The following is a 14,049-nucleotide window of genomic DNA, read 5'->3' on the forward strand; positions in this document are numbered from 1 at the left end:
TCGTTTATAAAAAACATATAGATAGAGTATAAAACCGATTGGACAATTTAGTTTGTTCAGTCGGTTTTATTTTTGTGTCAGCAATTATTGAATGATCATATATTTAGTTTTAGAAATGAAATCGTTATCCATTTCTTACAAATCTTTATATTAAATCATATAGCATATTATATTTATAAGGATGCGCTAAATAAGTTTATAGATTATTCAAAAATCTATTGTAAACGTTTACGCATGATAATATAATAATTTTAACTACTAGTGTATTAAGCGCTTCATACTTTTATTAGATGCGGTATGAGCACTAATAGTTATATTCCCATTTTTAAAAGAGGTGAGATATGAAAATATTTAAACTAATATTAGATATTGTTACTTTGTTGATGATTGCATTACTTTTCTATGTTTATTCTATAAAAGAAGCTGAAGAATTTATTCCTGGTAGTGAAGATATTTTAATTATAAATGCGTGGGATAAAAAGGTAAATAAAGCAGAGGTATTTAAAAAAATTAAGGAAATTGGAGAGAAAGAAAATATTTCTATTTATAAAGTAATACATGAAAATACAAAAGATGATAAGAAATATCTTTATGCTTTCAATAAGGATAAAACAGATATATTTCATAATGAGTTTATAGAAAGTGTAAGTTATGATCATGCCTTATCTAAAGATGTAAGAGGGACTTACTTTATTATTGACAATCATAACGAAAATAATCTCCTAGTAGATATATTAAAAGAAAATGGTCTAGAATCAGAACTTTATCACCTTGATAAACCTCAAATTTTTATAGACATGTTAAATGAAGAGGGTTTGTTATTTCCAATTTTTTCTCTAATTATTATTTATATTTTCTATTATTTACATAATGCAAGTATGAATTATAAGTCTTTTGGTATAAAGAGATTACATGGTTACAGCTTCTTTGATATTATAGTTCAACGTTTGAAACAGGGTATAACTTACTATATTCTGCTTTTATTATTATTTTTCTTATTGGTTGTATCTGTGTTGTTCTTAGTTAACCCACATTTTAATAAACTATTTTATTTGGCAATTTTGTGTATAGGAATCCTAATTTATCTGATTATTAATTGTATAATTTACTTTTGTTCATATATTTTATATATCAAAACCAATATACCACTCATCATCAAAGGGAAAAGGCCTTTTGCGTTATTACGTTTTTTCACTTTATTAACTAAAGGTATAATTCTTATTGTCTTAAGTTTATTATTGATTCAAAATATGGGCTTAGCAAATGATATAAAAAAATAAAGTCTACCGAGAAATATTGGGATAAACTAGATGATTACTATATTCTAGAATTTGTTCCAGTTTATCTACCTGACGCTGAAGAAAAAGAAATGGCTAAAAGAATTCAACGAATGGTACAATACACAGAAAAATATGAAAATAGTTTATTAATTCATCACAATAATATTTATAATCCTTCAACAGAAGATTTAAATCTAGATACAGGCAATATCTTAGTTATTAATGATAATTTTAAGCAACTTTATGGAGATGTTTTTAACCAATATCCTTTAAACTCAACAGGTAAAGATGAGGTGGATGTTCTACTACCCCCTGAAACGCTAGAAAGTCAAAATGATATAGAAAATAATATTAAAGAATGGATAAACATTCAACAAGATAATGGAACAGTATCTAAATCACTCAATGTCACACGGGCGAAAGAAGATTATTCTATTTATAATTATGATATAAGAACAGAATTAACAAATAGCTTTAGTCATAATCCTTTAGTGATCAAACTTAAAGCTGAAGATTTAGGTTATTATTTCCATTATGGTGCTGTTTCACAAGCTAAAGTTTTATTTAAAGATTTCCAAAAGGTAAAAGACAACTTAAAAGAATTTGATCTTGAAAATAGCGTGAGTGGCATTACTAATTATATAGATTATGTTAATAAAACATTCGAAGAATTGCGTACAAAGAGTATATATGTTTCTTTATCCATGTTTTTAGGTATTGCAACGTTGATATTCATGGTTTTATTCGATGTTCAACAGTACTTTGAGCAAAATAAGAAAAAATTATTAGTGCAAAAAATGCACGGATTTAGCATCATCAACAATCATATTTATTACTTACTGATTAGTAACGGATTAGTATCTGTAATCGGTATAATACTAACGATTATATTTCGTAATGAAATGTTAATTATGTTATTTTTAATCATTTTACTAGTACAGTTCATCCTTCAACTTATTTCGATATATTATATTGAGCAAAAATCATTAATTTCAATAAAGGAGACTGAATAATGAAAAAATTAGTAGCTGTTGTTACTGTAGGACTTTTAATATTAGTCATCATAGGCATCCTTACAGTAAATAAATTCTTCGTATTAGACTATTTCAACCCTGTATTGAAAGAAAAGGTTTCTTATGCGGTCGTAGACACTGGTACACAGCAATATGACGATGTTACAGTTTATTCTAAAGACGGAAAGAAACGTAACTATACTTTAACATTCGGAGGTTACGATCCTTCTAAAAAATATGTTGAAATTCATCATAAAGGTCAATACGTGAGACAAATTTATTATATAGACAAATCCAAGATGCCCAAAAATGTAGGTGATTGACATGATACAAATTGATAATTTAGCGATTAAAAAATCTGACAAGTTCATTTTTGAAGATTTTAGTTATACGTTTGAAAGTGGTAAATCGTATGCCTTGATGGGTCATAGTGGGTGTGGTAAATCAACGTTACTCAATGCGATTGCGGGTTTCGAGAAGTATCAACAAGGAGAGATTAAGGTTAATGGTAAAAAGCTTAAAGCCAATACCCAATATTATAGAAAAGTCTTAGGTTATTTATTCCAGAATTTTGCCCTTATTGATAACGAAACCGTCTCACATAATTTAGATATTGGACTAGCTTTTCAAAAAGGTTCCAAAGCTAAAAAAGAGGCTAAGAAAAAATCATATTTAGCAGCTTTAGGTTTAGCTGATATTGATTTAAAGAGAAAGGTTTCTACGTTAAGTGGTGGTGAACAACAACGACTGTCTCTCATTCGGATGCTGATGAAAGATCCTAAGATTATCTTAGCGGATGAGCCAACTGGTTCACTAGATAAAGACAATGGTGAGGTCATTTTACATCAATTACTTGATAGTTTAACTGATCAAAAAGTGATTATTATCGCAACTCACGATTTAGATATAGCCAAACAATGTGATACGATTGTAAACTTAGAACAACATGTCTCTACAAGATAACAATTGAATGCTTCGTTTTTAAACAAGACATCTGCTGATTACTTCGTCGTAATAAGCGATGTCTTATTTTTGCTTTCATTATTTTAATATTCGTATATGACTCACTAAACTCTTGTGAAAACGTATTCTTTCGCTGTATTGATTAAGCTAAGCTTTGGTATGTGATAAAATAGAAATAATTGATTTTAACCCATTGAGAACGGAGTGAGTTCAATGAGATTTTTAACGTCTGGTGAATCACATGGTCCACAATTAACCATTATTATTGAAGGTGTCCCAGCAAATGTTGCTTTAAAAGCGGAAGATATCAATAAAGAAATGTTTAAGCGCCAGGGTGGTTATGGTAGAGGACGTCGAATGCAAATTGAAAAAGACGCGGTAGAAATTGTATCAGGAGTACGTAACGGCTATACGTTAGGGAGTCCGATCACTTTGGTCGTAACAAATGATGATTTCGTACATTGGAAAAAAATTATGGGCATTGCGCCTATCAGCGAATCTGAACAAGAAAATATGAAACGGACAATCACTAAGCCTCGCCCTGGTCATGCTGATCTTGTCGGAGGAATGAAATACAATCATCGGGATTTACGCAATGTATTAGAACGCTCCTCAGCACGTGAAACGGCAGCACGTGTGGCAGTAGGTGCAGTATCTAAAATATTATTAGCACAATTGGGAATCCAATTTTACAGTCGAGTTGTTGAAATTGGAGGCGTGAAAGATCAAGATTTATATGATTTAGAAACGTTTAAAGCGAATGTTGATAAAAATGATGTCCGTGTCATCGATGAGCACATTGCACAACAAATGCGAGATAAAATCGATGAAGTAAAGCAAGCTGGAGATTCCGTTGGCGGCATCGTACAAGTCGCTGTTGAAGGTGTCCCAGTCGGTATTGGTAGTTATGTGCATTATGATCGAAAACTGGATGGACGTATCGCACGCGGTATTGTGAGTATCAATGCTTTCAAAGGAGCAAGTTTTGGTGAAGGATTTAAAGCTGCTGAAAAACCAGGTAGTCAAATCCAAGATGAAATTTTATATGATGAAGCTGAAGGTTATACACGTGGTTCTAACCATTTAGGTGGATTAGAAGGCGGCATGTCAAACGGTATGCCAATCATCGTTAACGGGGTTATGAAACCTATTCCTACACTTTATAAACCATTAAACTCTGTGGACATTAATACGAAAGAAACATTTAAAGCATCAGTGGAACGTTCTGATAGTTGTGCAGTACCCGCTGCAAGTGTTGTTGCAGAAAATGTAGTCGCATTTGAAATTGCCAGTGCATTATTAGAAGAATTTCAATCCAATCATTTAGAACAATTGCAACAGCAAGTTGAAGAACGTCGTCAACTCAATATCGAATTTTAACTGACGAATCAGTAAAGGTGATAACATGAAATTAGAAACCACATATACATCTGATAATTATCCGATTATCATAGAACATGGTGCAGTAAACTCTATCGTAGATAAAACAAAGTTTTACAAGCACGTCATTTTTGTCATAGATGAAACAGTCGCAAACTATTGGCAACAAAAGTTAGAACCTATCATTAATCAAGTAGATGGATACCAACTCGTTGTGCCACCAGGTGAACAAATTAAAACACTAGAATTTTACACACAAACTATCGAACATTTATTATCACTGCAGTTAACTCGCTCAACCTGCCTCGTAGCTGTCGGAGGTGGGGCGACTGGTGATTTCACAGGCTTTTTAGCAGCCACATTATTAAGAGGTGTAGATTTCATACAAGTTCCTACTACTATTTTGGCACATGACTCGAGTGTAGGTGGTAAAGTGGGTATCAACTCACAATATGGTAAGAACTTAATCGGAGCTTTTTACCGCCCAACTGCTGTGTATTATGACTTAGATTTCCTCAATTCACTATCTTATGAGCAAGTGCTTAGTGGTTATGCAGAGGTGTATAAACACGCGTTGTTGAATGGAGAAGCTGAAACCCAAGCAATAGAACAACACTTTGATAACCAACAGCGCCTTGCTTCACTACGAGGCTTAGATCATTATTTATTTAAAGGAATTGAAACGAAATTAGCTATCATCGTTCAAGATGAAACGGAGCAAAATCAACGTAAATATCTCAATCTAGGCCACACATTTGGACATGCCATTGAATATCATTACAAACTCCCACACGGACATGCGGTGGCAATCGGTATAGTTTATCAATTTATTGTAGCTAATCTAATGCTCGATAAGGATTACGACATTCATCATTACATTGATTATCTAGACGGATTAGGTTATCCACTCAAAAATATTCCAACGTATGATTTTAACACCATCTTATCCTTGATGATGAAAGATAAGAAAAATGATTATTATGGTGTCCAAATGGTATTGTTAAAAGCATTTGGAGAACCAGGTGTGTATCATGTTCCAAATCATATTTTACAACAGGCCTTTGAGCAATTTGCGCATGACTTAACAAGGTAGGTGCTACAAATGAACACAACTGAAACGATAGATTTAAAAGGGCCTTTAAAGGGAGAATTAACTGTCCCTGGCGATAAATCGATGACCCATCGTGCGATCATTTTAAGTGCATTGGCCAAAGGGACATCGACGATTTATGAACCCTTGTTAGGCCAAGATTGTTTACGTACGGTAGATATTTTCAGAACCTTAGGTGTAGATATAACGATTGAAAATCAAAAAATCATTGTGCGTTCACCAGGATACCAGCATTTTAAAACGCCTCATCAAGTGCTTTATACAGGTAACTCAGGAACGACAACACGTTTACTATCAGGTGTCTTGTCTGGCTTAGGTATCGAAAGTGTAATATCTGGAGATGCCTCTATTGGCACAAGACCTATGAATCGTGTTATTGAACCGTTAACTTTAATGAATGCCGATATTTCTGGTATTGAAGGTAACTATACGCCATTAATCATACGCCCTTCAAAAATTAAAGGCATCAATCATGAAATGAAAGTAGCGAGTGCACAAGTTAAGAGTGCGTTGTTATTTGCGGGTCTTTTTGCGGATGAAAATACGGTTATTAGAGAGAAGGAAACGACGCGTAATCACACTGAAACGATGTTGAAGCATTACCACGTACCGGTTCAAGTAGAAGGTAATCAAATCACGTTACCACCCAAAGCCATTCAACATATCAAGCCAGCTGATTTTTATGTACCAGGAGATATCTCTTCAGCGGCTTATTTTATCGTTGCTGCTTTAATTACGCCGGATAGCGACATTACAATACACAATGTTGGCATCAATCCAACTCGTTCAGGTATCATTGATATCGTAAAGCAAATGAATGGGAAGATTACGTTATTTAACGCATCGACAGGTGAAGAGCCGACTGCTTCTATTCGAGTCCAATACTCACCGCACTTAGTCGGTATGACGATAAAAGGGGAACTGATTCCTCGTGTGATCGATGAAATACCTGTCATTGCATTATTATGTACCCAAGGCAACTCTGATACGGCAATTCATGACGCAGAAGAATTGAAGATTAAAGAGACGAACCGCATTGATACAACTGCACAAATGTTGAATAAGCTCGGTTTCAAGTTAGAACCACTCCATGATGGTTTACACATTCAACCGTCAACATTGACTGAAACGACGACCGTTGATAGCTGTACAGATCACCGCATTGCTATGACGCTGGCGGTTGCTTCACTATTAACGACAGAAACAATTGATATTGAACGATTTGACGCAGTTGACGTTTCTTTTCCTGGATTCTTAAACACATTAAAACACTTAACAAATGAAGGAGATTAGTATGCAAGATATCTATAAATTAATAGATGATATAAAAATGCAAAAGCTACATCATCTAGATACAAGGGTGAATGATGTTTTAGACTCCTCAAATGACGATGCTTTATTCATACTTGGTGAAACGCTATATGATTTTGGCTTAACGCCGCAAGGGTTAGAAGTGTTCCGTACCCTTTACCAAAAATACCCTGATGAAAGTGAAGTGCTCATCTATTTCATTGAAGGTTTAGTGGCTGAAAATGAAACGGATGAAGCACTTGAATATTTAGCTGAAGTCGAGCTTTCACCAGAACGATTAATGTTAGAAGCTGATTTATATCAACAACTTAATATGTTAGAAGTTGCAGTTGATAAACTCGAAGAAGCGAAACAAATGGATCCTAGTGATCCGATTATTCATTTCGCCCTTGCTGAAATATTATATTATGATGGCCAGTATTTACGTGCGACACACGAATATGAAATCGTGTTAGATACTGGAGAATATGAAGTGAATGGTGTGAACTTATTCTCACGCATGGCAGATTGTAGTTTGCAAAGTGGGAATTATACAGATGCTGTTGAATGCTTCGATGAAATCAGTGAAGAAGAAATGACATCCGAAGATTATTTCAAAAAAGCCATCGCTTATGATAAAAACGATTTAACACAAGAAGCAATCAAATTACTAAGAACACTCTTATCTAAAGATCCTGACTTTATACAAGCTTATTATTACTTACAACAATTGTATGTGCATGAAAAAGAATACGATCAAGCGATTGAAATGGGTAATGAAGGCTTACGTTTAGACCAATTTTATAAAGAATTAATGACAAATACAGGAAGCATTGAGCTTGAACATGGAGATGCGAGTGATGGTGTGAAACACTTAATTCAAGCGTTAGAAGTCGATAATTCTTACCAACAACCTTTGCTTACATTAAGTGAATTTTATCGCGAACAAGAAGATTATGAATCACTCATCACACTTCTACAATATGTCGATGAAGAAGAGATTGATCCAGTGTTCGCTTGGCATCTCGCTTATGCATTTGGTCAAGAAGAACGAGACAAAGAGGCGCAACATTTCTTCGAACTCGCTTATCCAACGTTAAGTTCGCAATCTGCATTTTTAGCTGATTATTACTACTATTTAATTGAGATCGGACAAGTTGAACAAGCAGTCAAAATATTGAACCACTTACTTGAAATCGATCCAAGTAACGAAACTTGGCATGAGGAATATCAACGGATTCAAACGTTTTAATCTCGTTTTGTGGGAGGAACACGACATTGTCTAAGCATTTAATTAACGCAAAAATAAGCTTAATCGAATACTTATTATTTCATTACGAATTCAAGTCACGCATCAGTGTGTGGGTATTGAACTTATTAAAAGCTTCTCCAGACAAATTAGCACATCTCTATTTTGTGGACCATATTGTGCCTGAACACAATACGTTAGAAATTGCGACTCAATGGTCACATCATATTGGAATCGTATTTAAAATCAACGGAAACACTTTGATAGATAGTAATGAAATTTTTGAAGTAATAGCAAATGACAATGTCGATTTCGATATTAAAATACACTTTGAACGAGAAACACAACGGCCAATGCGCTATGACGAAGTGCTCATGAGCCAGTTGCTATATTCCCCAAGTTACAATGCTTATATTCAAGATATTAATGACTTAACATTCTCTCCACAACATGAAAAATTTATTATCAATTATCTCAAAGACAATATTGATCTCAGTTTACAATTGAATGATAGAGCCGTATTTTATCAACTAACGCATATCCTGAATCAATTTAAATTGAGAAATATGAATACATCGGATATTGGGGGTAACTATGACAATTAAATCCCTATGGCACATGTTACTTTATCATAAATGGGTTTTATGGTTTTTATTCATTTGTAATCTTATCGGCACAATTTATGGCTTCATTTGGTATGGGGGTCAATTAGAAAGAACGAGCTGGCAATTTTGGTTGTTCGTCCCTGATAGTCCAACGGCTTCATTATTTTTAACCATCGTTATTTTAAGTTATATTTTAAACAAACAATGGCCTGTGATTGAAGCACTAGCATTCGTTACTTTAGTGAAATATGGTGTATGGGCTGTGATTTTAAATATCTTGATGTTTATAAACATGGATCAAGTATCATTGTCAGGATTAATGTTAATTATGTCACACGGAATCATGGCCGTAGAAGCTTTTTTCTTCTATCCGAGATTCACATTTTCAATCATCGGTCTGATCGTAGCCATGTTATGGGTGTTCCATAACGATGTCATTGACTATGTTTTCCTTCAATATCCTTATTATCCAATCATTGAAGAAAATCTCGAAAGTATCGCTTATTTATCGTTTTGGTTGAGCGCCATTCCATTAATTCTTTATTATGCAATGGCACGATTAAATGTAAATAAAATATTTGACCCACGTTGAAGCACAGAGTAAAATGTAATAGTAAGGAGAGTGTTTTATGTCTTTAATATTTATGATTATATACTTTGTTATCCTGATGATTTTGCCTATGTGGGCACAACACAAAGTAAGATCTAACTACGAAAAATATTCACAAGTTAGATCTACAAGTGGAAAAACAGGTGAAGAAGTTGCCCTAGAAATTCTACATGCGAATGGTATTTATGATGTAGATGTTGTAGAAGGACGTGGTTTCTTAACAGACCACTACGACCCAAGTAAAAAAGTCCTTGTACTGTCACCGGCAAACTTTAACCGTCCATCTGTCGCTGGTACTGCAGTAGCAGCCCACGAGGTCGGACATGCGATCCAACATGCTGAAGGTTATTTCTTCTTAAGATTTAGAAATGCTCTTGTTCCATTAGCTAACTTAGGTAGTTCTCTAGGTTACATTGTCATTATGATTGGTATCATTACTACTGCAATGCAAATGGCAATCGGTTCAACAGCATTATGGATTGGTGCCGGATTAATTTCATTAGCTGTTCTTTTCTCTATCGTTACGCTACCTGTTGAATTTGATGCAAGTAGTAGAGCGATGAAACAAATCCAAAGCTTAAACATTGTAAACGAAAAAGAACACAAACACGCAAGAAAAGTATTATCTGCAGCTGCAATGACTTATGTCGCTTCTACAGCAGTTGCACTTGCAGAGCTTGCACGTATTATTCTTATCGCTAGATCAAGTGATAATTAATCAAAGGCGATGTTTAACCCTACCTTTTATGGTAGGGTTTTTTATTTATAGCAAATCATGGCATCATGAGACACGTGATTACGACAGGGCATAAACAAACCAGTTTGTTACAGTATTAATTTAAGCTATACTAAATGAGAAATCGGTTAAAGGAGTTTGGCACGAAATGGAACAAAAAACAAATAAATCGATGCTTGAAATGCAACAAGAAGTCGATGAATATATCAGTCAGTTTAAGGCGGGCTATTTTTCACCCTTGGCGAACTTAGCGAGATTAACTGAAGAAGTGGGCGAATTAGCAAGAGAAATTAACCACTATCATGGCGAGAAAAAGAAAAAAGACTCCGAGGCAGATAACACGATTAAAGCTGAATTAGGAGATAATTTATTTGTACTTTTGTGTATTGCAAATTCATTAGATATAGACATGACAGAAAGTTTTAATGAAACGATGCACAAGTTTAACACGAGAGATAAGCATCGTTTTGAACGTAAATAACTCACATCAATTTTTAGAAAGGTCTGATCACCTTATGAAAATAGGAATTACATGTTATCCATCAATGGGGGGGTCGGGTATTATCGCAACTGAACTAGGAATTAAGTTAGCTGAACGTGGACATGAAGTTCATTTTATCACCTCAAATCTTCCTTTTAGAATACGTAAACCGTTGCCGAATATCTTTTATCATCAAGTTGAAGTCAATCAGTACGCTGTCTTCCAATATCCGCCGTACGACATCACATTAAGTACGAAAATTGCAGAAGTCATCAATGAACATCAATTAGATATCTTACATATGCATTATGCGGTACCGCATGCGATTTGTGGTATTTTAGCAAAACAAATTTCTGGTAATGACGATATTAAAATAATGACGACACTACACGGTACAGATATCACTGTACTCGGCTATGACCACACGCTAAAAAACGCAATTAAATTTGGGATAGAACAAAGTGATATCGTCACAAGTGTCAGTCACTCATTAGCAAAACAAACAAATGAAATCATAGAAACATCTAAAGAAATCATCCCAATTTATAATTTTGTACGTGAACAAGAATTTCCGACAAAACGAAATGACAAACTGAAAGATACATATGGCATTAAACCCGAAGAAAAAGTCTTAATCCATGTTTCTAATTTCCGAGGGGTTAAACGTATTGATACGATCATAGATACGTTTGAAAAAGTTCAACAACAAATTCCTTCGAAACTGATTTTGCTTGGTGACGGTCCAGAGCTCATGGACATGAAACAAAAGGTGCGAGACTTAGATCTTGAGAATCATGTCTTATTCTTAGGTAAACAAGATTGGGTGAGTGAATTCTATCAAATGTCAGATCTCGTCTTATTGTTAAGTGAAAAAGAAAGTTTCGGCTTAACATTGATCGAAGCCATGAAATCTGGTGTTGTTCCTATCGGTTCCAATGCGGGTGGTATCAAAGAAGTGATACAACACGGTAAAACGGGTTATATCGTTGATGTTGGTGATAGTGATAAAGCAAGTGAATATGCAATTCGTTTACTGACAGACGACGCATTATACGAACGTTTTCGAGAAGCGATGTTAGAAGATATTGCCGAACGTTTTAATTCTGATCTCATCGCTGATCAATATGAATATTACTATAATAAACTCATTGAAGGTAATCATGATGAATACTCTATTTGAACAGGCAAAACCAGTGTTAGAGACAATTAAACAACACGGCCATGATGCTTATTTTGTAGGTGGGGCCGTCCGAGATTATCTCATGCAACGTGAGATACATGATGTAGATATTACAACAAGCGCTACACCAGATGAAATTGAACATATTTTCCCGAAAACGGTGCCTATAGGTAAAGAACATGGAACGATTAATGTCGTGATGGAAGACGGTCAATATGAGGTGACGACTTTTCGGGCAGAAGGTGATTATGATGATCATCGTCGCCCGAATGAAGTGTATTTTGTTCGTGATTTATATGAAGACGTAAAACGACGGGATTTTACAATGAATGCGATTGCGATGGACAGTGACTACCAATTACACGATTATTTTCACGGACAAAAAGACATTGAGCAAGGCGTGATTAGAACGGTAGGACCAGCGACAGAACGTTTCGATGAAGATGCACTTCGTATCTTACGTGGCTTGAGATTCCAGGCACAACTTGGATTTTCAATCGACCATGATACATATGAAGCGATGGAGGCGCTTATCAATCAACTCGCCTATTTATCTGTCGAACGCATCGTCGTTGAATTACAAAAGCTCATAGCGGGTAAACATGTAGGAGAAAGCTATCAATACATGCGTAAACTGAAAGCATTTAACTATATGCCATTTTTCGAACACTTCAATATGGACGCCTTCACGGTAGATCGTCCTATCGAGTTTAATGATTTTATTGCGCTTTTAATCGTACAACAATCACCATTAGCAGCAACTTCAGTGCTGAAATTAAGTAATAAAGATAAACAATATATCAGTCGTTTAAGTGAAGTGATGCATCAACTTCCTGAGATTTCTCAAAAAACGGTGTTCAGACGTTTGATTTATGATTACGGAGCAGACCTCATTCTCCATGCGCTCAGTTTAAATGACATGATGGAACGTAATGAGATTGCTACGCCAAATCCTCTCGTCATCAATACGCAAACGGTTGCTGAAACAGCACAACAGTTACCGATACGAAATCGTCAAGATTTAGCAGTGACGGGTAAAGATTTACTCGATCATACCGATAGAAAAGGTGGTCCTTGGGTCAACGAGGCATTGTACAAGTTAGAAAATGGTGTCATAAACAATCAAGTGCCCAATTCAAAAGATTTATTGTTAGAATGGATGGATAAACATGTCGAAATACAATAATAATGTGATACAAATGCTCTATCAATATGCGCCAGATTATGTTTCTGGAGAATTTATAGCAAATCAACTACATATTTCACGTACAACCGTGAAGAAAAATATCGATAAGCTGAAAGAAGAAGGCTGCGAGATTGAATCGCTCAACCAAAGAGGTCATAGACTATTATCACTACCTGATAAATGGTATCACGGCATCGTGACGTCTGTGTTACCTGAAGATATCTATTTCAATCATATTGAAGTGTTTGATACGATTGAATCGACACAGTTAGTCGCTAAGCAGAGACTCCTAGGTAACCAAGATCACTTTTTAATTTTAAGTAATGAACAGTCTAAAGGAAAGGGTCGCTTTAATCGACCGTGGAATTCGGCAAAAGGTAAAGGTTTATGGATGTCTTTAGTTGTGCGCCCTCACGTTTCGTTTGAAATGATTACAAAATTCAACTTGTTTATTGCCTTAGGTATCAGAGATGCCATCCAGCAATATTCAAATGATGAAGTCAGCGTAAAATGGCCAAACGATATCTACATTGGAGACCAAAAGGTTTGTGGCTTTCTATCTGAAATGGTCGCAAATAACGATGGTATTGAAGCCGTAATCTGTGGGATTGGTATCAACATGAATCATCAAGCTGACGACTTTGATGAAGCACTTCAATCTATCGCAACAAGTATACGTTTGCACGCTGATGAGAAGATCAATCGATACGCCTTTTTAGCTACACTGATAGAACAGTTTGATAAACGTTACCAACAATTTATGACACAGCCTTTTTCTACTATTAAAGAAGAATACAAAAAAGCTACAAACATGTGGCATAGAAAGCTTAGATTTACAGAAAACTGTACACAATTTGTAGGCCAAGCATTAGACATAGACGATTCCGGCTATCTTATCGTGGAAAACGAACAAACAGGTGAACTGAAGAAATTGATGAGTGCGGATATCGATTTATAGTACCAAA

The 14,049-nt window shown here is 35.0% G+C and carries 15 protein-coding genes; all 15 read left to right on the forward strand.

Features of this window, described 5'->3' with window-relative positions; all coding sequences use genetic code 11:
* Positions 1-341 precede the first annotated feature (341 nt).
* On the forward strand, positions 342-1,280 hold the full coding sequence (locus tag ACSBRB_RS01770) for a hypothetical protein (RefSeq protein WP_435031340.1): 939 nt from the start codon (positions 342-344) through the stop codon (positions 1,278-1,280).
* An 89-nt stretch (positions 1,281-1,369) separates the two neighbouring features.
* On the forward strand, positions 1,370-2,293 hold the full coding sequence (locus tag ACSBRB_RS01775) for a DUF1430 domain-containing protein (protein ID WP_435031341.1): 924 nt from the start codon (positions 1,370-1,372) through the stop codon (positions 2,291-2,293).
* Positions 2,293-2,616 carry a YxeA family protein gene (locus ACSBRB_RS01780; RefSeq protein WP_435031342.1) on the forward strand — a complete coding sequence of 108 codons (324 nt, stop codon included), beginning with the start codon at positions 2,293-2,295 and terminating at the stop codon, positions 2,614-2,616. Before ACSBRB_RS01775 ends, ACSBRB_RS01780 begins: the two co-directional genes overlap by 1 nt.
* A 1-nt stretch (position 2,617) precedes the next feature.
* Positions 2,618-3,256, forward strand: coding sequence for an ATP-binding cassette domain-containing protein (locus ACSBRB_RS01785; RefSeq protein ID WP_435031343.1), 639 nt, complete (start codon positions 2,618-2,620; stop codon positions 3,254-3,256).
* Positions 3,257-3,469: 213 nt separating this feature from the next.
* A complete protein-coding gene (aroC, locus tag ACSBRB_RS01790; RefSeq protein ID WP_435031344.1) occupies positions 3,470-4,636 on the forward strand; it encodes a chorismate synthase in 1,167 nt (388 codons plus the stop codon).
* A gap of 25 nt (positions 4,637-4,661) precedes the next feature.
* Positions 4,662-5,729: a 3-dehydroquinate synthase gene (aroB, locus tag ACSBRB_RS01795; protein ID WP_435031345.1), complete on the forward strand. Its 1,068-nt coding sequence runs from the start codon at positions 4,662-4,664 to the stop codon at positions 5,727-5,729.
* Positions 5,730-5,738: 9 nt separating this feature from the next.
* Positions 5,739-7,040, forward strand: coding sequence for a 3-phosphoshikimate 1-carboxyvinyltransferase (gene aroA, locus ACSBRB_RS01800; protein WP_435031346.1), 1,302 nt, complete (start codon positions 5,739-5,741; stop codon positions 7,038-7,040).
* A 1-nt stretch (position 7,041) separates the two neighbouring features.
* The gene (locus ACSBRB_RS01805) at positions 7,042-8,289 is read left to right on the forward strand and encodes a tetratricopeptide repeat protein (RefSeq protein WP_435031347.1); all 1,248 of its coding nucleotides are present in this window, start codon (positions 7,042-7,044) and stop codon (positions 8,287-8,289) included.
* Positions 8,290-8,315: 26 nt separating this feature from the next.
* The gene (locus ACSBRB_RS01810) at positions 8,316-8,891 is read left to right on the forward strand and encodes a YpiB family protein (RefSeq protein WP_435031348.1); all 576 of its coding nucleotides are present in this window, start codon (positions 8,316-8,318) and stop codon (positions 8,889-8,891) included.
* Entirely contained in the window at positions 8,881-9,483 is a 603-nt protein-coding gene (locus ACSBRB_RS01815; RefSeq protein WP_435031349.1) for a DUF1405 domain-containing protein, read from the forward strand. Before ACSBRB_RS01810 ends, ACSBRB_RS01815 begins: the two co-directional genes overlap by 11 nt.
* A gap of 37 nt (positions 9,484-9,520) precedes the next feature.
* The gene (locus ACSBRB_RS01820; protein ID WP_435031350.1) at positions 9,521-10,219 is read left to right on the forward strand and encodes a zinc metallopeptidase; all 699 of its coding nucleotides are present in this window, start codon (positions 9,521-9,523) and stop codon (positions 10,217-10,219) included.
* A gap of 166 nt (positions 10,220-10,385) precedes the next feature.
* Positions 10,386-10,718 carry a nucleotide pyrophosphohydrolase gene (locus ACSBRB_RS01825; protein WP_435031351.1) on the forward strand — a complete coding sequence of 111 codons (333 nt, stop codon included), beginning with the start codon at positions 10,386-10,388 and terminating at the stop codon, positions 10,716-10,718.
* A gap of 34 nt (positions 10,719-10,752) precedes the next feature.
* Positions 10,753-11,898: an N-acetyl-alpha-D-glucosaminyl L-malate synthase BshA gene (gene bshA / locus ACSBRB_RS01830; RefSeq protein WP_435031352.1), complete on the forward strand. Its 1,146-nt coding sequence runs from the start codon at positions 10,753-10,755 to the stop codon at positions 11,896-11,898.
* A complete protein-coding gene (locus tag ACSBRB_RS01835; RefSeq protein WP_435031353.1) occupies positions 11,879-13,084 on the forward strand; it encodes a CCA tRNA nucleotidyltransferase in 1,206 nt (401 codons plus the stop codon). The genes bshA and ACSBRB_RS01835 overlap by 20 nt, the downstream gene beginning before the upstream one ends.
* Complete coding sequence (locus ACSBRB_RS01840) at positions 13,068-14,042, forward strand: biotin--[acetyl-CoA-carboxylase] ligase (protein WP_435031354.1); 975 nt, start codon at positions 13,068-13,070, stop codon at positions 14,040-14,042. The genes ACSBRB_RS01835 and ACSBRB_RS01840 overlap by 17 nt, the downstream gene beginning before the upstream one ends.
* Positions 14,043-14,049: the final 7 nt, after the last annotated feature.

The organism is Staphylococcus auricularis (assembly GCF_051172115.1).
In the GTDB taxonomy this organism is placed as follows: Bacteria; Bacillota; Bacilli; order Staphylococcales; family Staphylococcaceae; genus Staphylococcus; species Staphylococcus auricularis_A.